Origin of the sequence: Rhizobium skierniewicense Ch11 (genome assembly GCF_023757665.1) — a bacterium.
GTDB classification, from domain to species: domain Bacteria; phylum Pseudomonadota; class Alphaproteobacteria; order Rhizobiales; family Rhizobiaceae; genus Agrobacterium; species Agrobacterium skierniewicense.
Map to the genome: position 1 here is coordinate 282,296 of NZ_RXPG01000003.1, position 22,811 is coordinate 305,106.

Annotated in this window: 16 protein-coding genes; 3 read left to right on the top strand and 13 right to left on the bottom strand. The window is 56.3% G+C overall.

Going from position 1 to position 22,811, the window contains the following annotated elements; translation table 11 throughout:
• Positions 1-62 precede the first annotated feature (62 nt).
• The 6 genes from EKM04_RS02940 to EKM04_RS02965 all read right to left on the bottom strand — a co-directional run bounded on the left by EKM04_RS02940 (position 63) and on the right by EKM04_RS02965 (position 11,149).
• Positions 63-1,790: a methyl-accepting chemotaxis protein gene (locus tag EKM04_RS02940; RefSeq protein ID WP_183896238.1), complete on the bottom strand. Its 1,728-nt coding sequence runs from the start codon at positions 1,788-1,790 to the stop codon at positions 63-65.
• 353 nt (positions 1,791-2,143) lie between these two features.
• A complete protein-coding gene (locus EKM04_RS02945) occupies positions 2,144-2,620 on the bottom strand; it encodes a chemotaxis protein CheW (RefSeq protein WP_174154219.1) in 477 nt (158 codons plus the stop codon).
• Positions 2,620-4,398, bottom strand: coding sequence for a methyl-accepting chemotaxis protein (locus EKM04_RS02950; RefSeq protein WP_252094035.1), 1,779 nt, complete (start codon positions 4,396-4,398; stop codon positions 2,620-2,622). The genes EKM04_RS02945 and EKM04_RS02950 overlap by 1 nt, the downstream gene beginning before the upstream one ends.
• 194 nt (positions 4,399-4,592) lie before the next feature.
• Entirely contained in the window at positions 4,593-8,753 is a 4,161-nt protein-coding gene (locus tag EKM04_RS02955) for a translocation/assembly module TamB domain-containing protein (RefSeq protein ID WP_183896235.1), read from the bottom strand.
• 47 nt (positions 8,754-8,800) lie between these two features.
• Positions 8,801-10,726: an autotransporter assembly complex protein TamA gene (locus tag EKM04_RS02960; RefSeq protein WP_183896233.1), complete on the bottom strand. Its 1,926-nt coding sequence runs from the start codon at positions 10,724-10,726 to the stop codon at positions 8,801-8,803.
• Positions 10,727-10,897: 171 nt separating this feature from the next.
• Positions 10,898-11,149: a YMGG-like glycine zipper-containing protein gene (locus EKM04_RS02965; protein ID WP_174154216.1), complete on the bottom strand. Its 252-nt coding sequence runs from the start codon at positions 11,147-11,149 to the stop codon at positions 10,898-10,900.
• Between the two features lie 371 nt (positions 11,150-11,520).
• On the opposite strand from EKM04_RS02965, the gene hemA reads away from it, so the two are divergent.
• Positions 11,521-12,738: a 5-aminolevulinate synthase gene (gene hemA / locus EKM04_RS02970; protein WP_183896231.1), complete on the top strand. Its 1,218-nt coding sequence runs from the start codon at positions 11,521-11,523 to the stop codon at positions 12,736-12,738.
• A gap of 90 nt (positions 12,739-12,828) precedes the next feature.
• Here hemA and EKM04_RS02975 read toward each other — a convergent pair whose 3' ends face one another.
• On the bottom strand, positions 12,829-13,485 hold the full coding sequence (locus tag EKM04_RS02975; RefSeq protein ID WP_183896229.1) for a ZinT family metal-binding protein: 657 nt from the start codon (positions 13,483-13,485) through the stop codon (positions 12,829-12,831).
• A gap of 170 nt (positions 13,486-13,655) precedes the next feature.
• The gene (dxr, locus tag EKM04_RS02980; RefSeq protein ID WP_183896227.1) at positions 13,656-14,855 is read right to left on the bottom strand and encodes a 1-deoxy-D-xylulose-5-phosphate reductoisomerase; all 1,200 of its coding nucleotides are present in this window, start codon (positions 14,853-14,855) and stop codon (positions 13,656-13,658) included.
• Positions 14,856-14,988: 133 nt separating this feature from the next.
• Here dxr and EKM04_RS02985 point away from each other — a divergent pair, with 133 nt between their 5' ends.
• Both EKM04_RS02985 and EKM04_RS02990 read left to right on the top strand, forming a co-directional pair.
• Positions 14,989-15,681, top strand: coding sequence for a phosphatase PAP2 family protein (locus tag EKM04_RS02985; RefSeq protein ID WP_183896225.1), 693 nt, complete (start codon positions 14,989-14,991; stop codon positions 15,679-15,681).
• Between the two features lie 18 nt (positions 15,682-15,699).
• Positions 15,700-16,932 (top strand): FAD-dependent oxidoreductase, encoded by a 1,233-nt coding sequence (locus tag EKM04_RS02990; protein WP_183896223.1) that lies wholly within the window; start codon positions 15,700-15,702, stop codon positions 16,930-16,932.
• Here EKM04_RS02990 and EKM04_RS02995 read toward each other — a convergent pair.
• The 5 genes from EKM04_RS02995 to EKM04_RS03015 form a co-directional block, all read right to left on the bottom strand.
• On the bottom strand, positions 16,922-18,109 hold the full coding sequence (locus tag EKM04_RS02995; protein ID WP_183896221.1) for a glycosyltransferase family protein: 1,188 nt from the start codon (positions 18,107-18,109) through the stop codon (positions 16,922-16,924). The two genes, EKM04_RS02990 and EKM04_RS02995, sit on opposite strands and share 11 nt — an antisense overlap.
• Positions 18,091-19,338, bottom strand: a complete 1,248-nt coding sequence (locus tag EKM04_RS03000) for a glycosyltransferase family 4 protein (RefSeq protein ID WP_183896219.1) — start codon at positions 19,336-19,338, stop codon at positions 18,091-18,093. The genes EKM04_RS02995 and EKM04_RS03000 overlap by 19 nt, the downstream gene beginning before the upstream one ends.
• A 23-nt stretch (positions 19,339-19,361) precedes the next feature.
• Positions 19,362-20,570, bottom strand: a complete 1,209-nt coding sequence (locus tag EKM04_RS03005) for a glycosyltransferase family protein (protein WP_183896217.1) — start codon at positions 20,568-20,570, stop codon at positions 19,362-19,364.
• Between the two features lie 70 nt (positions 20,571-20,640).
• Entirely contained in the window at positions 20,641-21,816 is a 1,176-nt protein-coding gene (locus EKM04_RS03010; RefSeq protein ID WP_174154207.1) for an ABC transporter permease, read from the bottom strand.
• Positions 21,813-22,811 (bottom strand): ABC transporter permease, encoded by a 999-nt coding sequence (locus EKM04_RS03015; protein ID WP_174154206.1) that lies wholly within the window; start codon positions 22,809-22,811, stop codon positions 21,813-21,815. The genes EKM04_RS03010 and EKM04_RS03015 overlap by 4 nt, the downstream gene beginning before the upstream one ends.

Below are 22,811 nucleotides of genomic sequence, written 5' to 3' on the forward strand. Positions count from 1 at the left end.
CACCTGTGCCGCCTTTTTCAATTCGCTAGAGACGTCTTTTATCCTTTGATCTCGTGGATGGCCTAACGGCCGGCCGATGCGGTCCTTGGCAGTGTCGGTGCGTCGTGATCTTGCGAATATCTGGGCTGTGACGTCAACGAAACCGCTCCGTCGTTCACCTGAAACTGTGTCAGCAATTCTCGCAGGCTTTCGGCCTCGCGTGCCAGTCCATGGCTTGCCGCGGTGGTTTCTTCGACCATCGCCGCGTTCTTCTGGGTCGCCTGATCCATCAGGTTTACAGCGTCATTAATTTCGGCCAAACCGTTGGCCTGTTCGCGTGATGCCTCGACGATTGCAACCACGTTCAGGTCGATTTGCCCAACCTGCTCAGCAATCTGCTTCAGCGCGTCGCCCGTTTGTCCAACGAGATCGACACCGTTCGAGACGTGCTGGCGCGACTTGCTGATGAGTTCCTTGATCGCTTTTGCGGCGCTTGCAGAGCGCTGAGCCAGTTCGCGCACTTCCTGGGCCACCACAGCAAAGCCTTTGCCCGCTTCGCCTGCTCTGGCAGCCTCTACGCCAGCGTTTAATGCCAGAAGGTTGGTCTGGAACGCGATCTCGTCAATCACGCTGATGATGCTCGTGATCTCGCCCGATGACTGAGATATCTCATCCATGGCCTCGATGGCACGGTGGACGATTTCACCGGAGCGTTCGGCACTCTTTCGGGTGGAAGCAACAAGCCTTCCGGCCTCGCTGGCGCGGCTGCTGGAATCCTTGACCGTGGTGGTGATTTCTTCCAGCGCGGCGGCGCTTTCCTCCAGCGATGCAGCCTGTTGTTCGGTGCGGCGCGCGAGTTGATCAGCCGCCACGCGGATTTCAGCCGAGCCGGACGCAATGGTGGCCGAGTTGTGCGCGACCGTCTGCATGGTGGAGCGAAGTGTCTTCATCACCTCATTGAAATCGGCACGAAGCTTTTCCATGCTGGGTACGAAAGGGGTATTCAGGCTCTGGCGGAGTTCGCCGCTGGCCAGTAGGCGAAGGGCGGAGCCCAGCGTGCTGATGGCGCTCATGCGCGGCGTCACATCCGTCGCGAATTTTACGACTTTGACAACATGACCCTTGCCATCGACGATCGGATTATAGGCGGCCTGTATCCAGACTTCCTTCCCGTTCTTGCCGAAGCGGACAAACTCGTCTGATATAAACTCCCCCGCCGCCAGACGCTTCCAGAAATTCGCATAATCGGCAGAGGCTGCATAGGTCGGCTCGCAGAATAGACGATGGTGCTTGCCAACGATGTCACTCAGGCCATAACCCAGCGTGGCACAGAAATTGTCGTTGGCGGTAATGATTTCACCGTGTGGTGTGAACTCAATAACCGCCTGAGAACGCGAGATCGCTTGCAGCTTGTTGTCGTCTTCTTCGGCTTTGAGTTTTTTTGCCGTGATATCGGTTGCAATCTTTACGACCTTGTAAGGCTTACCGCCTCGGCAGACCGGATTATAAGATGCTTCGATCCAGATTTCGCTTCCATCCTTGCGCAGGCGTTTGTATTCCCGCGCATCGTACTTTCCAGCGCCAAGGCTTGCCCAGAAATCCGAATAGGCTTTCGAGTTCGTATAACTCGGATCGCAGAAAACTCGATGATGTTTTCCGATGATTTCGGCAAGATCATATCCCAACACGGCGCAAAAATTCTTGTTTGCTGTCAGAATATTACCTTTGAGATCGAATTCAATCACCGCTTGCGAAGCAGACAAGGCGTCCAGAACACTTTTATTGTCAGCATTTTTCCCCAGCCAAAGCATGCTATCTCCAAGTAAACTGAAAATGTCGCAGCAATGGACGATGTCATTGTCGCGCGCGTTTTTGTTGCAGGACGAGTCGATTCGATATTTTTCGTTCTATAATTGAATTAGGCATTAATAATATTAATACTAAGTTGACGGGATGTCGGACCGAAGTGTAATTTGTGAAGTGATTAAGTTTAAAACGCTATCTCGCAGCATTGATGATGGTTCTGTTCTTGATCGTTTTATGGATGACGCTTTTTTAAATGGTTTCTTCGAAGTTTATGATGGAGGCCAAACGAAAACACGCTGCCGGCTATCCGGGCAGCGTGTTAAAAAAATCAATCGGATGTCGCGTGCGTCGAGTGGCCTTAGGCTGCCAAATCTTCAAGGTCTGCACCCTTGAACATCTTGGCGAGGTTCAGGAAGCAGATCATGCCGTGTTCGTTGGCAATGATACCTTCGGAGAAGGATTTGTCGAAAGATGCCGAGACTTCTGGAACAGGTTGTACCTGGATTGCAGGGATCGTCAGAATGTCTGAAACGCGGTCCACCAGCATGCCGATGACCATGTTGTGAACTTCTGCAACGACGATGGCGCTGCGCTCATTGGCAACGGTGCTCTTCATGCCAAGCTTGTAGGCGAGGTCGATGATCGGAATAACCGAGCCGCGCAGGTTCATCACACCGATGACGTCTTTCGGAGCATGCGGGAGTGGAGTGGATGGGGCCCAGCCGCGAATTTCTCGGATGGTGGTTGTTTTGACGCAAAACTCCTGATCATGCAGACGAAACGCGATGATCTCGAGGGTATCGCCACCGAAGTTCGTAGAATTAATCGTAACCATCAGAATTCTTCCCAATCCTTGTTCTGGGCTAGTGCAAGCGCACCGACGCTCGCGTATCCGGATTTTGGCATCCTGCCTGGTGTACGAACAACCGGAGTGTTTTCTTCCGGCTTCATTTTATGATTCGTAGCAGAATATTGTTTCCCAAATCTAAATTGTGTTAATAAATCTCGCAAAACATGGGCTTCATGTGCAAGGCTATGACTTGCCGCCGTCGTTTCTTCCACCATCGCTGCATTTTGCTGCGTATTGCTGTCCATTGCTTCAACAGCCTGATTGATTTCCTTGAGACCGCTTGCCTGTTGTCGGGCGGTCTCGACAATGGCCGACACATTGACGTTGATTTCGCCAACCTGCGTCACGATGGCGTCGAGTGCCTTTCCGGTCTCTCCAACCAGATCGACACCTTCCTTGACCTGTTCGGACGAGGTGTTGATCAGTGTCTTGATTTCCTTGGCGGCCTGAGCGGATCGTTGGGCAAGTTCGCGTACTTCCTGTGCAACGACTGCAAAGCCTTTGCCAGCTTCGCCCGCACGTGCGGCTTCTACACCGGCATTCAATGCCAAAAGGTTGGTCTGAAACGCGATGTCATCGATAACACTGATGATGTTGCCAATCTCATTCGATGATTGCGAAATCCGGCCCATGGCCTGGATCGCCTTGGTGACCACCGCGCCGGAGTGCTCCGCTCCCGCCTTGGTCTTTGCGACAAGCTCTCCCGACTGTTCGGCGCGCGTCGTGTTTTGTGCGACCGTGCGGGTGATTTCGTTCAACGCGGCTGACGTCTGCTCGACGGCTGCTGCTTGTTGCTCCGTTCGCTTGGCCAGATTGTCGGAGGCTTCGCTGACTTCGCGCGAACCGGTAGCGATGCTTGACGCGCTTTCCGAGACGTTGCGCATCGCATCCTGCAATTTCGAAAGCGAACTGTTCAGGTCCTTTCGAACCCGTTCCAGCGTGGGAATGAAGGGTTTGTCGATGACCGCAGTGAGATCGCCGTGTGCAAGGGCCGTCAGGCTATCGGCTAGACTGTCGACGGCGCGGACCCGCTCCGTGACATCGGTGGCAAATTTGACGACTTTGAACACGTGTCCATTCTGATCGACGATCGGATTGTAGGACGCCTGGATCCAGACGATTTTCCCGCCCTTGCCGATACGCTTGAACTCGGCGGCGATAAATTCGCCAGCCGCCAGCTTATGCCAGAAGCCTGCATATTCAGTGCTATTGCGAAAGCCTTCCTCGCAAAACATCCGGTGATGTTGGCCGACAATCTCATCCAGGCTGTAGCCCAGGCAGTTCAAGAAGTTGGTATTGGCGGTGATGATCTCGCCCGACGTGGTGAATTCGATAACGGCCTGCGCCCGCGAGATCGCGTCGATCTTCCCGGAATCCTCGGCAGCTTTTATCTTTTCTTCGGTGATGACGGTGGCAAGTTTGAGAATGCTCTTGACCTTGTCACCGACCATCAGGGGATTGTAAGATGCCTGGATCCAGACTTCCTTGCCACCATTAGCGAGACGCTTGTACTGGCGAGCATCGTATTTGCCTGCACCAAGGTCCTTCCAGAAGGTCTTATATTCTGCGCTCTTCGCGTAAGCGGGTTCGCAAAATATGCTGTGGTGTCTGCCAACGATCTGTTCTTTGCTATAGCCCATGGCACGGCAGAAGTTTTCATTGGCGGATAGTATTTTTCCGCTGGTATCGAATTCGATCATCGCTTGCGAGCGACCCAGAGCAGCCAGAATAGATTTCGCATGCGTTCCAGGAAAAGATAGCACGTAGATGAAACTCCAAGCATGAACACGTAGGGTTCAATGCAGCCTCTTGCCGTTGCGCGCGGACCTGTCAGGTAAAAACCGTTCAATGCAACAAAAAGTTATCTACGACATCTGATTTAAAAATATCTGAATGCGCACATGAAATCTGGACAATGGGCTAGGATGACGATCCTTGCTACCTTCCTTTTCGGCGTCTAATACTCCTTCTCGTAAAAAATACCGGCCGAACCTGCTCCGTCTGCGCCCGCCGCGCCCCTTAGCTTCACGCCTTTGCCCACATCCAGATTGATGATGGCTTTGGCGCCTTCGCTGCCGCTCTGTTCCAACTCCAGATAGGTCTTGTCGTTGATGTATTTTCCAGCGGAGACACGCGCCTGACCTTCAGAGTCTGTGGAAATATCAAGATCGTCAATACCAAGATTGCTGCGCAGACTATCGAAAAGCGAGGTCGAGCGTCCGCCTGCCAATTGGCCTGCGGCATCTGCCAGTCGTGCAATTTGCAGTGCTGAAAGCTTGGACATGGATTGCCCGAAAATCAACTGCGCCATGACTTCGTCCTGGGGCAAGGCAGGGGAGGATGTAAAACCAAAGGACGGATCGTTTGCGTTCCCCGTGACGGTGACGGTAACCGTAGCGGAACCAGCTGCTGATTCCGCCGCCATGTTGAGGACGGGAACAAGACCGCCGCCGAAGGTTATATCACCATTCGTGAAATCCAGGCGCCGTGTGAGAATTTCAAGCCTGCCACGGCGCATCTGGAAGCCGCCTGAAACCGCAGGGTTTGCAGCGGTGCCGCGCACCGTCAGGCTACCCGTCAGTTCCGCGTCGATGCCGCGGCCGCGAACAAAGATACCGCTCGGCGCGTTCACCTGAAGGTCGAGGGCGATGTCGGAAGAACTCCCACTTCCACCCTTGTCCGCATTGAGTTTCCGGTCTTGCATACGCACCGCCGCAGGCGCGTTCTTGTGTTTGATGTCCATCTGCGACAGGGATGCCGGCAAGCGCTCCGGGATCGTTATGGCGCTTTTTTCAAGCGTGACAGTGCCGCCGAGAACCGGAGAATTCAACACCGGCCCCTTCAAGGTAAGCGTTCCGCTTGCGATGGTGGTGAACAGGGTGCCGTCATTATAAGCGGCACGATTGAGGGTGATCGTCAGATCAGCCGGGAAGCCAGAGCCGGGCGTTATGCCGACGCTTCCGGTGCCAGACACCGTGCCACCGCCAGCCAGTCTGCCGGTCAATCGCGAGATCGTCGCCCGGTCGCGTTCGAGATTGATGGTCGCGGCCAGATTGTTGATGGTCAGGTTGCGGCGAACATCGGTGACGCGTGTGCCATCGGTTGTGATACTGCCTGTGACGATGGGCGCTGTGGCGGTCCCTTCGATCTTTACGTCGAGGGCCGCTTTGCCGCTGACATCGAAGCCCTGTGCTGCCGTTTGGGCGGCGACAGCACCGAAGGGCAGGGAACCCTTGAAGGCCATCGAAATGGGTCTGTTACCCGCGATACCGAAAGTACCGCCACCGGACAGCGATAGCCCACCCTGACCGGTTGCCGTGGTATCCAGACGCAAAGTGCCGCCGGCAAATCGACCATTGGCCTTTATGCCGAGCGAACCCAGTCCGGCGGAGCGGGTCTGGCTGACCGCCGCATCGGCCCAGGTGAGATCGTAGTCGACGGCTGGATCGGACGCTGTGCCTTTTGCCGTCACTGTGCCGGAGATCGTCCCGGCGGCGTCGAGTGCTGGTGAGAATGCATTGGCGAGGTTGGCAGGCAGCGCACGGATCGTTGCGTTGAGATCGAGTGTCTGTCCCGCTCTGCCATTGACCTCGATGCGACCGTTGCCCGTCTGAATGACAAGACCGGAAATACGTGCCATGCCCGTATCAATGGTGACTGTCGTCGGCTGAGCCAGTTTCACCGGAATGCCGCTGGGTGTCGCCGTGAACGTATCGAGGGTCACGGTCATGGGGGAGGCGGCGGTGTTGGCGGTTCCCTTGAAGGCGAGAGGCGCATCGTCGTAACGGCCAGTCAGATCGAATGCGGTGCCAGAATCGGAGTGATCGATATCCAGAGTGAGGCCGGAAATGTCGGCCGCACCGGCCATGATTTTGCCCGCCGTCACCTGGCCGTTGATGGCTAGTGCTGTGAGATCATCGACCTTCAGATCGGCAGCGAGCTTGGAGATCGTGGTCGTCCCTTGGCGGATGGTGCTGCTCGAGGCTTTGATCGTTGCAGCGATTTTTCCGTCCGTGTTGGATACGACAACGTCACCTTTCACGTCACCTTCGGCCTGTTGTGCGGCCAGCGCGGCCAGCAACGACAGGTCGGGGAAGTCGAAGGAGAGATTTCCTGTCGGCAGAAATTGTGGGTTAAACTGAAGGTTTCCGGTCAGCACGTTGCGACCCACGGTGACGTTCAGCTTTGGGATCGCCGTTCCGTTTTCGCCTTGCAAGAGTTCACCGGACGCGTCGATGATCTGTCCATCGAGTGTACCGCTTGCCTGAAGCTGGGCCTGCGGCGCGTTCAGATCCGCTTTTCCCTTGGCTGAAACCTTGAGCGCCTCGAGGGCGCGACCCGCCAGGGTCGCTCTGGCGGAATTCAGGCTGATCTGAAAATCGGCGGCGTTGAGCGGACCGCTAGCCTCAAGTGAAAATCCGAGTGATCCTGCTGCTTGCGGCGTTACCTTTTCCAGCGCGGGCAGACGGCCGCCCAGCTTGGCAGACACATTGCCATTATCCAGCGCGATATCGCCATTGGCCTCGACAGTTCCGGATTTGACAACGAGGTTTTCGACACTGGTTGCACCGCCAATCGTACTCTTGAGATAAGCATCGATGGCAATGGTCGTATCGAATTTTTCGGCAAGAGCCGGTGGCAGGACCGCCGGGAGAACAAAGAGGCGAAGATTGGTGGCGATGGTACCTGCCGACAGATCATAGGTTCCGCTACTGGTGCCGCCGACGCTGGCGCTTTCCAGCGTCGCACCTTCGAAGGCAATCGTCTGTGGGGAAATTCGCAAGGGCGCATTGAGCGTCAAGGGTGCCTTGATGGCTCGTTCCAGATCCGGCGCGGTCATGGCGGATTGTGCGATGCTGAGACTGGTTTTCACAGTGCCGGTCTGGTTTGCCAGATTGAGATCGTCGCTGTTAGCCAGCAGCTTCACGTCTTCGAAACGCCCCTGCGGCAAGACAAGCGACCGCAGCGACGCGCTGATGTTCAAACCGGCCGCGTCGGCATTGCCGCGCAACGCGAGATCGACCCCATTCACCAGAGCGGAGAGCTCTCCGTCTCCAAGCGGCAGGCGGATATCGACTGGACCATTGGTGCCGATCAAATTGGCGGAAAGATCATTCTGCCCCTGCGGATCCATGGCACCGGATGCTGTCAGCAACAGTTTTCCGGTTTCCAGATTGCCGCTTTCGACACTGATCCGACCTTCCGGCGCAATGCTGGCCGCCAGGTCGAGCGCGGTTTGACCGGCAAAGAGCTGGCGCATCATTGGCGGCAACAACATATCGGGCTGACCGCCACCATGAAGCTCTACCCGGCGCGTGCCATCGGTTGCGAGTTGGTGGCGACCGGTCAGATCGAGAACCGGATTGCCAGCGACAGCCCCCGTAAGCTGTCCCGACCAATCGGACAGGGCGCCGTCGCCTCTGAGAGTGAGAGCCACTGCAGGCGCATCGGGCAAGCGTAGAAGTGTTGCCAGAAGTCCACCCTGTGGTTCTTTCACGGTCGCGTTGAGCTTCAGCATATTCTCGTTGGGAACGAAGGCGATATCGGCGTTCACCAATGCTTCAGGCTCGTCCTTGCGATTTGCCGAAAGGGCAAGCGTAATGGCGTTGGTGGTGGCGGTACCGCGGCCGTTGGCTGAAAGCGCGTAAGTGCGACCTGCCAGCTTCTCACCTAGTGTGATATCGGGAAGAGCCAGATCATCGATGGTGATGTCGACGGGAAGCAAAAAGCCGGTCGAGGTTTCCGAAGAGGGCTCCGTGGACGGCAGGGGCGCTCGGTCGATATCGACCTGTGCCACCTCTATCCGTTCAGCGCGAAATGTCTTTCTCAAAAGCGCAAATGGCGACCAGTCGACCTCGACGCCTGCCAACCGGGCGTAGGGACCGTCTCGGTCAGAAATCGTCACGCTATCCAGACGGAGGTTTCCCGTCAGCAGGCCTTTGGGCGGTGATATCTCGATCGTCTGGTCGGGGCTGGAGATCAGGGATGAGACCTGTCGCGCGACAAGTTGCGTGCCGGGCGACGTGTAACCAAGGAAGATAACGGCCACGACAAGCAGTGCGACAGTGCCCAGAGCAATGTAGCCGATCCCTATCAACAATCGAGTCAGTACGGTCATCAAACGTAATCTACACTTTTCTTGTTCTTGTGTGAAATGACGCTCGTTCAGAACGCCTGTCCGATGCCGGCATAAATGCCGAAGCTGCTTCCATTTTCATATTTTTTCAGGGGCGTGGCCACGTCGAGACGCAAGGGGCCGAACGGTGTCGCGTAACGTAGTCCGATACCGGCGCCCGCGCGAATATCGGAAAAGTCGGGCGCAAGGTCGGACGATACGACGCCTGCGTCAACGAAGGGAACGAGCCCGATCGTTTCTGTCACCTTGAAACGTGCTTCCACCGACGAGACGACATAAGAACGCCCGCCCGTCGCATCCCCTGCCGCATTGTACGGCGAAATTTCCTGATAGCTGTAACCTCGCACCGATCCGCCGCCGCCTTCATAAAAACGCCGGGTCGCGGGAACGTCTTCCAAGGAACTCGCCCCGACGAGCAGACCACCTGCGATCTTGCCGGCCAGCACGACCTGATCGTCGGACCCAAGGCCTTTATAGGCTGTCGTCGAACCCTCGAATGATGTGAAGAACGTACCATTCAAAGCTTCGAAACTTGGCTGCGCGGAGATCGAGGCTCTGAAGCCTTCAGTTGGGTTCAGCTTGTCGTCACGTCTGTCGCGCACGAATTCCAGCGGCACGGAGGTGGTCAGATACTGGTTGTTGCCGAATGCATCATCGGCATCCGTCCACTCGACTTCCAGACCGGCAGAGGCCGTATCGTAATCGTTGAACTCATAGGCAAAGCCGCCATAGCCGGTGATCGATCTCGCGTCGTAGCTGTCTGGATGTTCAGTCTTGGCTTTCAGACTGGCGGTAAACGTCGTCTCCGGATTGAAGATGCCGGGCTTGGTAAAGATGATCCCGGCCGAGTAATCCATGTCCTGCACATTCGACGCTTCACCCAGCCGCGAAACAGCACCTTCGATGCGCAGCGATTCGGCTTTGCCGAACAGATTGCGATGGCCCCAGTAGCCTTGCAGCCCAATGCCCTCGGTGGTGGAATATTGCGCACCAAGTCCAAGATAGCGATGTTTGCCTTCCGAGACCTCGATGGTGAGTGGAATGCTGCCATTGCGGGACAGTGTATTCGCTTCCTTGATGGTGATGCTGGAAAAGACCCCTAGCTTGCGCAACCGGTCGGATGCTTTTCGCAATTTCTCCGGCGAATACGGCTCTCCGCCGTTCAGACGCGAATAGCGCCGGATGAAGTCGCCATCGACCGTCTTCTCGCCCTTCACAGCGACGTCGCCTAAAGGCGCTATCGGACCGCCTTCGGCAGATAAAGTCAGATCAACGGTGTTGGTTGCGTGGTTTGCAACCGCTTCGCGCTTGGTGAGCTTCGCGAGCGGACGCCCTTCCGCCTTCAGGGCTTCTATCAGCTTGTTGCCGCCACGGATGATGGCAAGCGATCCCGCGTCTCCACCCGTTACAAGGCCGTACTCAGAGAGATCGCGACCCGCGACATCGCCTTCAAGCTTGATGGTGCCGAGCGTGAAAGCCGGCCCGGACGTGACATCGATGACCACAGGGACAGGACCTGTGCGGTTGAACGAAGGATTTGGTGGGATGGCGTCGATATCCTGGCCCGCAACCGTGATTTTAACGGTGCCGCCGTATCGGGCGTTTTCGTAGAGCGCAGCCACCAATCGCTCACGGTCGTCGCGCGCTCTGATCAAGAGGCCCAGATCGCCCGATGCAGGCTTTTCCGGCTCTGCGACCAGAAGCGAGCTGTTTTCGAGGCTCTTGCGCAGCTTGTCGTCCGCATCCGCGGCATTCAGCGTGACGGTGAAAGAAACCGGGTCGAGGACCTCCTCTTCCTTGTCGTCCGAACCGAAAATAGTGATGCCGAAGATTTCCAGCGCAAACGCATCCCGCACGAACCCGGGAGATAGCATCACGGATGCAGCCACGACCAATGCAGTGCCGGCCTTCCAGAACGCAATACTCTTCTTTGGGTCAGTGTGTCGGTTTGACATACGCTACTTTTATGGTTGAGGATTTATTATCGGCCCCACCGGTTTCCCGTCCGTTAACAGGGCAGTTTAATCACAAAAAGGGAGGTTGGCACCCGAAAAAGCGTATTCTTCCGACACAAATGCAAAAGCCCCGGGGAAACCGGGGCCTTCGTTTCTTAATCCTTGGTGATATTAGCGGCAACGAGCCGTGTAACGCTGACCGTACTGATCGCGATAGTAGCAGTAGCCTGGCTCAGAAGCGTTACCGATCAGTGCGCCACCAACGCCGCCGATGGCTGCGCCAACAGCTGCGCCGCGGACGTTGCCTGTTACAGCGCCACCGATAACAGCGCCAGAAACGGCGCCAATGGACGCGCCCTTTTCAGTCTGCGTGCAGCCTGCAAGCGCCAAACCGATTGCCGCAAAAATAATGGCTTTTTTCATGAAGTCTCTCCAACGTTTCAATGAGCTCTTTGGCTCTTTGGTAGGCGTCCCATAATACATCTGCGGCGACTGCTACCTCCGACCGCTACAGATGTTTACCAACTCGAGTGTGTTTATGGAAGCGTCCTTCGCAGGCTGCATCCCGGCCCCAATCGACTGTGCCCAACTGAACGGACAGATAACGGAAAAGTTCCAATATTTATGCGTCTTGGATGTGAATCAATTTTGCGGTTTGAAAAATCTCTTATAAGAGTTTTTGGAATGGTTCAAAAGTGAGGGCGAATTGACGCAGTTTCGTGCAAACGGCGTCGAGGGGGTTGACGGTTCATGGAGGTGGGCCGACAACGACGACAAGAATTCTGGAGCATGGAATGGACTTCGAGGCATACTTTAAGACCGAGCTGGATGGTTTGCATTCAGAAGGCCGTTATCGCGTCTTCGCCGACTTAGAACGGCAGCAGGGCAATTTCCCGCGCGCGACACGATACAATGCGGACGGCGAGAAGAAAGACGTAACGGTCTGGTGCTCTAACGACTATCTCGGCATGGGACAGAATCCCAAGGTCATCGAGGCCATGAAGGCGGCCATAGATCACTGTGGCGCGGGTGCGGGAGGCACCCGGAATATTTCTGGCACCAACCATTATCACGTCAAACTCGAGCAGGAACTTGCCGATCTCCATGGCAAGGAATCAGCGCTGATTTTCACATCCGGCTACATTTCGAACTGGGCAACGCTTGGAACACTCGGCCAGAAGATTCCCGGCCTGATCATTTTCTCCGATGCCTTTAACCACGCCTCTATGATCGAGGGCATTCGTTACGGTCGCTGCGATAAGGTTATTTGGAAACACAATGACCTTGAGGATCTCGAAGCGAAGTTGAAGGCTGCTGACCCGTCTGCGCCGAAGATGATCGCGTTCGAATCCGTTTACTCGATGGACGGCGATATCTCTCCGATCAAGGAAATCTGCGATCTTGCCGACAAATACGGCGCGATGACCTATCTCGACGAGGTTCATGCCGTCGGCATGTACGGTCCGCGCGGTGGTGGCATTGCCGAACGGGAAGGCCTGATGGATCGCCTGACGATCATCGAGGGAACGCTTGGCAAGGCATTTGGCGTGATGGGCGGCTACATTGCTGCGTCCGAAGCGCTGTGCGACTTCATCCGCTCCTTCGCGTCCGGCTTCATTTTTACCACGGCATTGCCGCCATCCCTGGCTGCTGGCGCGGTTGCATCCATCCAGCATCTGAAGGTCAGCCCTTTTGAACGTGCACGTCATCAGGAGCGCGTGCGCACGCTCCGTGCCATGCTGGATAGGAGTGGCATTCCGCACATGCCGAACCCCAGCCATATCGTGCCCGTCATGGTTGGCGACGCAGCCAAGTGCAAGTGGATATCGGATATCCTGCTCGATGATCATGGCATTTATGTGCAGCCGATCAACTATCCGACCGTACCGCGCAAGACCGAACGACTTCGTCTCACGCCGACGCCGTTGCACACAGATGCCGACCTCGAGCAACTGGTTGCACCGCTTCACCAGCTATGGGCGCGTTGCGCTCTGGCAAGAGCAGTCGCCTGACGTTGTAATCGATCGCTTTTCAGATGAAATGTCATTGAAGGTCGCGGCTCCATGAGCCGCGACCTTTTTTAATCGGAATGCGCCGTCATGTCAGTGTTCTAGCATCTCATGCACGATTTGCTTGGCGTCGAGCGAGGCTGGATAATATGTCGGCCAGTTGCTGAGCTCTGCCAGCACGGCTTTTCGATCGTTCCCCCAGAAAAGGTGGTAGTGACCGGCTTTTGTCGGCGTTATCGTGTGATCGCTGAACTGGATGAATTGAGGCGCAGCCTCGTCCCCACCGACCTTTTTAAAGATGTAGCGGACGCCGCGATTGCCCTTCTTGTAGGTCAGCACCTCATATCCATCCGAGACATATGTCGCTTTGCTGTCGGCGTCCTTTCGCTGAAACATCACTGTGTCACCCTGGATCACGATGCGATCAACGTCGGTTTTATACCCCGTAGCGTATTCGTCACGATAATCCTTGGCTGTCTTGTCACCATGCTCCGCCTTATGCGTCATGACGGCATCAAGGGAGCCGTCCATAAGGTAAGGATAAACTGACTGCCATTCGCCTTCCCAGTCTGACAGCGGGCGCGGCCTGATCTGGCTATCTTCGAAGTAACCCTTGGAAATCTGTTCGGATGCTTCGGAGTGGCTGTGCGAATGTGCCTTCGAGGATGCTGCCGCATCGTCTGCCATGGTCGTTGTAAACGACAGGAGAAGAGCGCCGATGGCAACGGGGAGGGCGTAGCGTATACTCATATGTAAGTCCTCATTTCGTCATGTAATAACATTACAAAAATGGGCTAACCTATTTTTATATTGCTGGCAACCCCACTATGCCGGGTCTCGAAAGTTCACAGCTTCCTGGACCGTTGGTTATCCACCGGCGTCGAACTCTATCGATTTATGAGGGATGCGTTGAAACGGCGTCAGGCCGCTGTCTGTCTTTTTGAAATGGCATCGTTTGCATAGGCTCGTGCTTGTGCGTCCACCGCCAATACATCTTCCACCGTTTCTGCAGCGTGTCCGTTGTTCATCCGGTCCATGACGGTCTCGACGATATCCGCCATATCCAGAAAGCCGATCTTGCCGGCCACGAAGGCGTGAAATGCGGTTTCGTCGGCGGCACTCAACACGGCGCCCTGCGCCCCGCCGCGCTCCAGCGCGGTTCTTGCCAGACGCAATGCAGGAAACCTGATCTCGTCAGGAGCTTCGAAATCCAGTCTTGCGAGCCTGGTAAAATCCAGACGCTCGACGTCGATTTCGCCCCGGGCCGGATAGGTCAGGGCATAGGCAATGGCCGTTCGCATGTCCGGGCAGCCCAGCTGGGCAATGACCGATCCGTCCGTATAGGCCACCATGGAATGGATAATCGATTGCGGATGGATGATGACTTCAATCTGGTCGGGGCAAAGATCGAAGAGATATTTTGCTTCGATCATTTCCAGCGCCTTGTTGAACATGGACGCGCTGCCGATCGACACCTTCAGGCCCATCGACCAGTTGGGGTGGGCGCGCGCCGTATCGGCGGTTACGCCAGCCATTTCCTCACGGCTATGGGCACGGAATGGCCCGCCGGATGCGGTCAGCACGATACGTTCGACATTGGCCTTGTTTGCCGGCTCAAGGCATTGAAAAATGGCGCTGTGTTCGCTGTCGACGGGAATGATCTTGCCGCCGCCCTGCGATACGGTGCGAATGAAAACGTCTCCGGCCGAAACCAGACATTCCTTGTTGGCGAGAGCAATGTTGGCGCCGCGCCGCGCCGCCGCGAGAGTCGGCTCCAGACCTGGTGTTCCTGCAATCGCTGCCATGACCCAGTCCGCATCCATGTCGGCTGCTTCCTGCAAGCCTGATCGCCCCGAGGCGACTTTGATATCGGTGCCTGCCAGTGCATCTTTGAGCGCGTCGTAATTATCGTCTTCGGACGTGACGGCCAGTTTGGCGCCTAACGCGCGGGCCTGCTCTGCCAGAAGCGCGATGTTGCCTGCACCCGTCAGTGCCATTACCTCGAACCGGTCACGTCCGCCAAGCTGGTTTATGACATCGACCGTATTTGTGCCGATGGAACCGGTGGATCCCAGTATTGTCAGTTTTTCGGGTAAAGTCGGGCGCTTGGGGTGCGTCATGTCAATCCGGATTTTCTCAACATTGTCATGCAAGCCTCTACAAGCGAAAGGTGAGCATAACAAGGAGGAAAGCCACACTTGTCTTTGTCCTGCACCAACAGCATATTCCAGACTTGGTGTAACGAGGAACAGCATGCGACGCTTTTTTGTTTCCAGTGGCTGGATTTTGGCGGCCACCTTCGTTCTCGTGCTGGTTCTCATCCCTTTCGACCCTGCGATTTCACAACGTGCGCAAGCACTACCCGGTGCCATCGTTGGATTCAACAATGCGATCACGGATTTCGGCACGTTTCGCTGGATGCTCTACAGCACAGGTCTTCTCGCTATTCTTGCCTATATCGCCGCTCGGGTCCTGACGCGTTCTTCCTATGCAGGCCGGGTCAGAACGGCATGGCGGTCGTTGCTCTATTTCTTCCTGACGATCGGTACCGCGAGTATTCTCGTTCATGCGCTGAAGTTCGTCATCGGGCGGGCGAGGCCTGAATTGCTGGTGGAAATGGGCGCTTACAGCCTGACGCCGTTTACGGGTGACAATCTCTATGAGAGTTTTCCGTCAGGCCATTCTGCAGCAGCTGGCGCATTCTTTGGCGCCTTTCTGATGCTCATGCCACGCTTTCGTTTCGTCTTCATCGGCTTGGCCTTGGTCATCGGTGTGTCGCGTGTCATCGTCGGTGCGCATTATCCCAGTGATGTGGCAGCGGGTCTGCTTTTGGGAACCTGGACGGCGATGGCGTTTGCCTTCATCTTCGCCCGTTCCGCGTGGCTGTTCCGTCTGGATGTGAGGGGCTGGCCGCACCCGAAGAATACGGTGAGTTCTGCCGTCTAGGCGGCAAGGGGGACGTGAATGGAAAATGTGGAAACACAGGCGGATCGCTCCATCAGAACAACTGTCGTGATAGCAGGTGGCGGACCGGCTGGCATGATGCTCGGGCTCTTGCTGGCGCGCGCCAATGTCGATGTCACAGTGATCGAAAAACACAGCGATTTTTTTCGTGACTTCCGTGGCGATACTATCCATCCCTCGACACTCGATATCGTCGACCAACTCGGTTTTATCAGGGAGTTTCTGGCGCTGCCGCACACGCGGGCGGAAAAACTGCATGCGGAAATCGGAAGTGAGAAGGTAACGATCGCAGATTTTTCATGGTTGCCGGTCAAGAACCGCTTCATCGCCTTCATGCCGCAGTGGGATTTTCTGAATTTCATCGCCGGTAAGGCAGGACAATTCGAGAATTTTCGGTTGCTGATGAACGCGCCGGTTACGAACCTTGTTCAAGATGGGGGCAAGATTCGCGGGCTCACGGTCGAGACCCCGGAAGGTCTCCTCACAATTGAAGCGGATCTGGTCATCGGCGCGGATGGCCGCAACTCGATTGTCAGGGAAAAAGCCGGTCTGGAGGTCGAGCGTTTCGGGGTGCCTACGGAGGTGGTCTGGATGCGCCTTTCAAAGCAGCCCGGTGACCCGAGCGAAACGATGGGACATGCGGGCCCGCAGCAGGGCTTCGTGCTGATCGACCGTGGCGACTACTGGCAATGCGGTTATGTGGTGCGCAAGGGTTCCTACGCAGAGTTCAAGGAAAAGGGTCTGGACGCCTTTCGAGAGCGCGTCGCAGAGGTCTGCCCGCTGCCGCGTGAACGCCTGTCGGAAATCCGAAGCTGGGATGACGCCTGGTTGCTGACGGTGCGGATAGACCGTTTGAAACAATGGTGGAAACCGGGTCTGATCTGTATTGGAGATGCGGCGCACGCCATGTCGCCAATTGGCGGTGTCGGGGTTAATCTTGCCATCCAGGATGCGGTGGCCGTGGCCAATGTGCTCATTCCGGTCTTGTCGTCCAGAAAGCCGATCACCGATACTCATCTGGCAGCAATCGAGAATCGTCGTTCCTTCCCGACCAAGGCAACGCAGCGTTTGCAACTGATGATGCGCAGCAAGAACAAGAAAGACCAGGCCGATGTCAAAAAGGCGAAAGGTCCGCCCGCCTTCGTGCTTGCGATCATGCGCTTTCCGCTGCTCGCGCATCTGGCAGGCAGGCTGATCGGACTCGGGTTCCGGCGTGAAAAGCTCAGATACTGAGTTTGTCGAATTCCCGTTCGTCGTAAAGGCGGCGCAATATTCTTGCCGTTCCTGCCGCACCATCCAGATCGAGAGCGGTGTCGCCAGGTTCTGGCAGTTGTAGTGATACCTTGATGGCCTCTGCCATGGATTGCGGCGATATGGCGCTTTCCTCCAGCACATGGGCAAGGCCCAGTTTTGCCAGCCGGGATGCGCGCGCACCTTGCTCCGTTTCGCCGTTAGCAGCGAAGGGAATGAGAAGCGAGCGGCATTTCGCCTGCAAGATGTCGCAGACCGTGTTGTATCCCGCTTGCGAAATCGAGAGCTTCGCTCCGGCTAGCAGGCTCGAAAAATCCTTGCGGAAGCGAAACACCGAGATGCGGTCGCCGGCCTCAGCCGATATGGCGTCGAAATCCGCTTTCGGCATGTTGGGGCCGGTGATAAGACACCAGCTTTTCACCTGATCGATCACAGGCGCAGCATCCAGTGCGGCGCGAACCAGCGCTGCCCCGACCGCTCCGCCGCCAGCGGAAACCACGACATCGAAGCGTTCCTGCGGCGGTTCCGGTTTGGATGCCGCGACAAGGCCGGTATAGACGATGCGCTGGCTGATCTGATCGGCCAGAGGGAAGGTTTCCTCCAGTCTTGCGAAATTCGGATCACCATGAACAAGCACGGTGTCGAAATGCTTTTTGACCAGTGCGATGGTTTCTTCGTCGCGACCGGGCTTGGCGCGTTCCTGAAGAATATCACGCAAGGATGTCATGACCAGCGGGCGCTCAATGGTCGTTTCGATGGCATCTAAAAGCGGCAGGAGTTCGAAACGCACCTGCCGGCGGCCGAATGGAAAAGCCTCGATGATAACGATATCCGGCCGCGCACCATGATAGGCTCCCAGGAGCATGCTGGTGCGGTCATCCTTGAACCCATCGTCGACCGGCTTGCCAGTCGCATCCACAAGGCCTGAGAAATTGCCGTCGCTGACCGCAATCGGGGGCAGCTCAATGTGCCTGATACCGTCACCCGGAAACCCGGGCACAGGCGTTCCACCCGTCACCAGCGTCACATCGAAACCGTCCGAAACCAGCGCGCGTGCGACACGGCTAGCGCGTGCTATGTGGCCGATGCCAAGCAAGTGCTGGACGTAAAAGAAAACGCGTGGCGCTGATTTTTTTGCGGTCACAGGTCTTTCTCCCATTCCTGCTCGAACAACGCTTTCAGCTCTGTGATGCTGTTTCGATGGTCGAATGCAGTGCGCACCCGGTTCTCAGCGGCCGCTCCAAGCCGTCCGCGAAGCGCGGGATCGGTCATCGCCTTTTGCAATGCCTGTGAAAAAGCGGTCGCATCGTCCGGCTCGGTCAGCAACCCGTTTTCTCCATCGATGAAAAATTCGGGGATGCCGGAAATATTGGTGGAAATACAGGTAAGGTTCTGGCTCGCGGCTTCCACCAGCACATTGGGCAGTCCATCACGGTCGCCATCGCTGGTGATGCGGCATGCGAGCGCAAAGAGATCGGCTTTTCGATAATGTTCCAGAACCTGCGTCTGGTCCATCGCGCCCATCCACTCGATGCGGTCGGAAACGCCGAGTTCGTCTGCCAGCGTTTTCAGTGCGCTCAGTTCGTCGCCACCGCCAATATGGGTGAAGCGCCAATGCAGGGAAGATGGCAGGGCCGCCAGGGCGTGCAGGAGAATGTCGATCCCCTTCTTCTTGACGGCACGCCCGACGCTCAGAACACGGACCGGCTGCGAGGGGTGTGAACCATCGCGCTCTTCTCGCGGGCCCTCGAAATGCGGAAAGCGTGTGAGATCGAGCCCGTGATAGCTGAGATGAACTTTGCTTTTGTCACTCGAAAGGTTTTGCAAGTGCCTGAAACCACTGGCCGTACAGGTCACAGCCCAGCGTGCGCTATCGAGCTTGTTGGAAAGGTCGTGGTCGCTGGACGTCCAGATGTCCTTGGCGTGAGCCGAGATCGTCCATGGCGTGCCGGTGATCAGGTGGGTGTAGGCGGCAACCGATGCCGGGGTGTGGATGAAATGGACGTGTAGCCATCCCGCATCGACAGGCCATTCATGCGCCAGAACAGCGGCCTGCCCAAAGCGCCGAAAGCGGTTTCGGCTGACATCATGGCGAAGGTCACGAGCAAAGCGGCGTAGCGCTTTTCCAAAACCGGGCTTTGCCCGACACGACCAGAGCGCTTTTAAAACACGAAGCGGCTCTTCATGAAGATATTCCGGCAGGTACGTCACGTTGGCGCGGATTTCGTCGTGCACCGGGTGGCGCTTCTTATCAGTCGGGCGACGCATGGAGACGAGTCCAAGCTCCAGCCCGGCCTTTTCAAGCCCCAAGAGTTCCTGAGCGATGAACGTCTCCGAAAGGCGGGGATATCCTTTCAAGAGAACCATGATTTTTTTTTTGACGGTCACGATGTCAGCGTCTCTTTCTGAAATCAGGCACCGGTAGCCGTGGATTTCGCGTCGTCGTGAGGCTGAAGCCACTCGGCTATTCGTTTGGAAATATTTTCCAGGCCGTCGAGCGTGAGATTTCTGCCGTTGGCTGAAGGCGGCGCGCGTTTGAGCAAGTCTTTCAGTGCCTGGGCCATTTTCTGCGGATTTTCAGCATCTTCTGGGACCAGCATATCGAACAGCCCGAGTTCAGACGCGCGGCTTGCCCGGATCAATTGCTCTTCACGCGGCACGATGCGTGGGACGATGAGGGCGGGCTTGTCGAAGGACAGGATTTCGCACACCGTGTTGTAACCGCCCATGGACACGACAGCCCTGGCGCCCGCGACGATATCTTCCATGCGATTGTCGAACCCGATGATCTCGATATGGGGAATATCGGCCGTGTTCTGCAGAAAGCGGGCGCGCTGGTCACCGGGCATATAAGGACCAAGTACGATCAGCGCTTTCTGCGTGAGCTCGGGATCGGCCTTGTAGGCGTTGATCACATCGTCGATCAACTCGCTGCCATCACCGCCGCCACCGGTCGTGACAAGAATATAATCGCCCTCGGGGCGATGCGAGGTGCTTTCCGATTGCGTTTTAGAGCGTTGCAGGAAACCGACGAAATCCATTTTTTCCCGCACCTTTGGCGGGACATTCAGCCCCATGAGCGGGTCGTGGAAATCCGGCGGGCCATAAACCCAAACGTGATCGTAATAGCGCTCTATCTTGTTCAAAACATCGTTGCGCTTCCATTCGGCTTCCAGCAATTGCGGCGCATCCATCACATCGCGCAGACCAATGACGAGCTTGGTCGCTCTGGCTTTCAGATAAGCGAGCGTGTCCTCCACCTCGCTGCGCAGACCCATAGGCTCCTTGTCAACGATGAAGATATCCGGCTGAAAGCTTTCGGCGGTGTGGTAGATAATCGAGCGCCGCATCTTCAGTGTTTCCTGAAGATCGATGTGCTGGTCAAGCGACGTGTACTCGCCGTTTCTGAGTTTGATGACGCTGGGGATTTTGACGAAATCCACGCGGGCGCGGTAGTCGAACGCACCGGCGATGGTCGCGCCTGATATGATGAGAACGTTGAGGCCACGGTAATCCTCGACCAGCGCGTGTGCAATGGTGCGGCAACGGCGCAGATGCCCGAGGCCGAACGAATCGTGGCTATACATAAGGATACGGGCATCGTTCAAACGCGTGCTCACGGCAGCCACCTCTTGTCCGGGGTCGGATGGCTGGTCTGGTCTGATCGATGGGTCACTGAACGGTCCGTGGTTATTTGAAAGGGTCTGCGGCATCACGTAGTCCATCGCCGAAGAAATTAAAGGCCAAGATAACCAGTACCACCGGTACCGTGGGTAGAAGAAGCCATGGATACAGGGCAATCACGCTCACACTTCTCGCTTCCGTGAGCAGAATACCCCAACTTGTGATCGGCGGACGAAGGCCAAGCCCTAGGAAGCTGAGGGCCGTCTCGCCAAGAATCATGCCCGGTATTGTCAGGGTCGCGGATGCAATCAGGTGGGACATGAAACCGGGAATCAGGTGCCGACCGATGATACGGGGCGTGCTGGCACCCATCAATTGCGCGGCAAGCACATAGTCTTCTTCGCGCAGCGCCAGGAGCTTGGATCGCACGGCCCGCGCGAGGCCGGTCCAGTCCAGCAGGCCCAGAATGAGGGTAATACCGAGATAGACGAGAATCGGGCTCCATGTTACCGGCATGATGGCAGCCAGAGCCAGCCACAGGGGAATGCTGGGGATCGATTGCAGAACCTCGATGATACGCTGGACGATCAGATCGAACACGCCGCCACGGTAACCCGCAAGGCCGCCGATCACGATACCGAGTACGAAGCTCATGGCAACGCCGAGAAGACCGATGGTCAGGGATATCCGTGCGCCGTAGATAATTCGGGACAGAACATCGCGCCCCAGACGGTCGGTTCCGAGCAAATACATCTGCCCACCCTGTGCAGGGCAAACGAGGTGCACGTTGCTGTCGAAGAGGCCCCAGAACTTGTAGCTATCGCTACGGCAGAAGAAACGCAGTTTTTGTATATCCGTTGGCACGTCGGTGTAAACGCGCCGCAGGTTCTCCATGTCGAGGCTCATTCTTCGCCCGTAAACAAAGGGGCCTACAAATTCGCCATCGTTGAAAAGATGGATGGATTGCGGCGGTGCGTAGATGTTTTCGACATTGCGGGTGTGAAGATTATAGGGTGCCAGAAACTCGCAAATGAGAATCGACACGTAGACGACGAGCAGGAACGCACCGGAATAGAGCGCAAGCTTGTGTTGCTTGAACTGCCACCACATCAGCTTGAACTGCGAGGCCTTGCTGAAAGCAGCAAGCCCCGATGTCGTAGGCTCGATCAGATTGGGATCGAACGGTGCGGTCGAGACGTAATGCGGCAATGCTTCGCCGGGCTTGGGAAGGGTCGATGTCATTTGATGTTACCACCCCCAAAGCGGATACGCGGATCGAGAATGGCAAGCGCAATATCGGAAATCAGCACGCCTATCACCGTCAGGAAAGCGAGGAACATCAAGAAGGATCCGGCCAGATACATGTCCTGACTTTGCAGGGCACGGATCAGCATCGGACCTGTTGTTTCCAGCGAGAGGACGATGGCGGTGATTTCCGCCCCCGAGATGATGGCAGGCAGAATTGATCCAATATCCGAGATGAAGAAGTTCAGTGCCATGCGCAGCGGATATTTCGTCAGAACCTTGAAGGGATGCAGGCCCTTGGCACGCGCCGTCACCACATATTGCTTCTGCAACTCGTCCAGCAGGTTTGCGCGCAAGCGGCGGATCATGCCGGCGGTGCCAGCTGTTCCGATAATAAGGACCGGAATCCACAGATGCTCCAGAATGGATTTGAACTTTGCCCAGCTCATGGCCTGGTTCAAGTATTCGCGGTCCATGAGGTGGCCGATGGAGATGCCAAACCAGATGTTGGCAAAATACATCAGGATCAGCGCCAGCATGAAATTGGGGATGGCGATACCCAGAAGTCCAACAAATGTCAGTCCGTAATCGCCCCAGCTATATTTGTGCGTGGCGGAATAGATGCCGATAGGAAAGGCTATGATCCATGTCACGATGATCGTGACGAAGGATACCAGCATCGTCAGCCACAATCGATCGCCCACGACCTCGTTGACGGGAAGCTGGTATTCGAAGGAGAAACCGAAATCTCCTACCAGCATGCCGGTCGCCCATCGGAAGTAGCGGATCGGTGCCGGTTGATCGAAACCGTAGCGGGTGCGCAACTCCTCGATCTCGGCCAGATTGGCGGTCTCGCCCATGGCGCGCATTTCGGCGACATAGCTCTCGAAATAGTCGCCCGGTGGTAGTTCGATGATGGTAAAAACCAGCATCGAGATGAGGATGAGCGTTGGGATCATCACGAGCAGGCGCCCTAGAATATATCTGAGCAT

Excerpts from the sequence above, each read along its gene's own strand:
- EKM04_RS02960 (WP_183896233.1), bottom strand. The coding sequence starts at position 10,726 with ATGTCAAACCGACACACTGACCCAAAGAAGAGTATTGCGTTCTGGAAG.
- EKM04_RS02965 (WP_174154216.1), bottom strand. The coding sequence starts at position 11,149 with ATGAAAAAAGCCATTATTTTTGCGGCAATCGGTTTGGCGCTTGCAGGC.
- EKM04_RS02990 (WP_183896223.1), top strand. The coding sequence starts at position 15,700 with ATGGAAAATGTGGAAACACAGGCGGATCGCTCCATCAGAACAACTGTC.
- EKM04_RS02940 (WP_183896238.1), bottom strand. The coding sequence starts at position 1,790 with ATGCTTTGGCTGGGGAAAAATGCTGACAATAAAAGTGTTCTGGACGCC.
- EKM04_RS03010 (WP_174154207.1), bottom strand. The coding sequence starts at position 21,816 with ATGACATCGACCCTTCCCAAGCCCGGCGAAGCATTGCCGCATTACGTC.
- EKM04_RS02945 (WP_174154219.1), bottom strand. The coding sequence starts at position 2,620 with ATGGTTACGATTAATTCTACGAACTTCGGTGGCGATACCCTCGAGATC.
- hemA (WP_183896231.1), top strand. The coding sequence starts at position 11,521 with ATGGACTTCGAGGCATACTTTAAGACCGAGCTGGATGGTTTGCATTCA.
- EKM04_RS02975 (WP_183896229.1), bottom strand. The coding sequence starts at position 13,485 with ATGAGTATACGCTACGCCCTCCCCGTTGCCATCGGCGCTCTTCTCCTG.
- EKM04_RS03015 (WP_174154206.1), bottom strand. The coding sequence starts at position 22,811 with ATGCTCAGATATATTCTAGGGCGCCTGCTCGTGATGATCCCAACGCTC.
- EKM04_RS02985 (WP_183896225.1), top strand. The coding sequence starts at position 14,989 with ATGCGACGCTTTTTTGTTTCCAGTGGCTGGATTTTGGCGGCCACCTTC.
- EKM04_RS02995 (WP_183896221.1), bottom strand. The coding sequence starts at position 18,109 with ATGGGAGAAAGACCTGTGACCGCAAAAAAATCAGCGCCACGCGTTTTC.
- dxr (WP_183896227.1), bottom strand. The coding sequence starts at position 14,855 with ATGACGCACCCCAAGCGCCCGACTTTACCCGAAAAACTGACAATACTG.
- EKM04_RS02955 (WP_183896235.1), bottom strand. The coding sequence starts at position 8,753 with ATGACCGTACTGACTCGATTGTTGATAGGGATCGGCTACATTGCTCTG.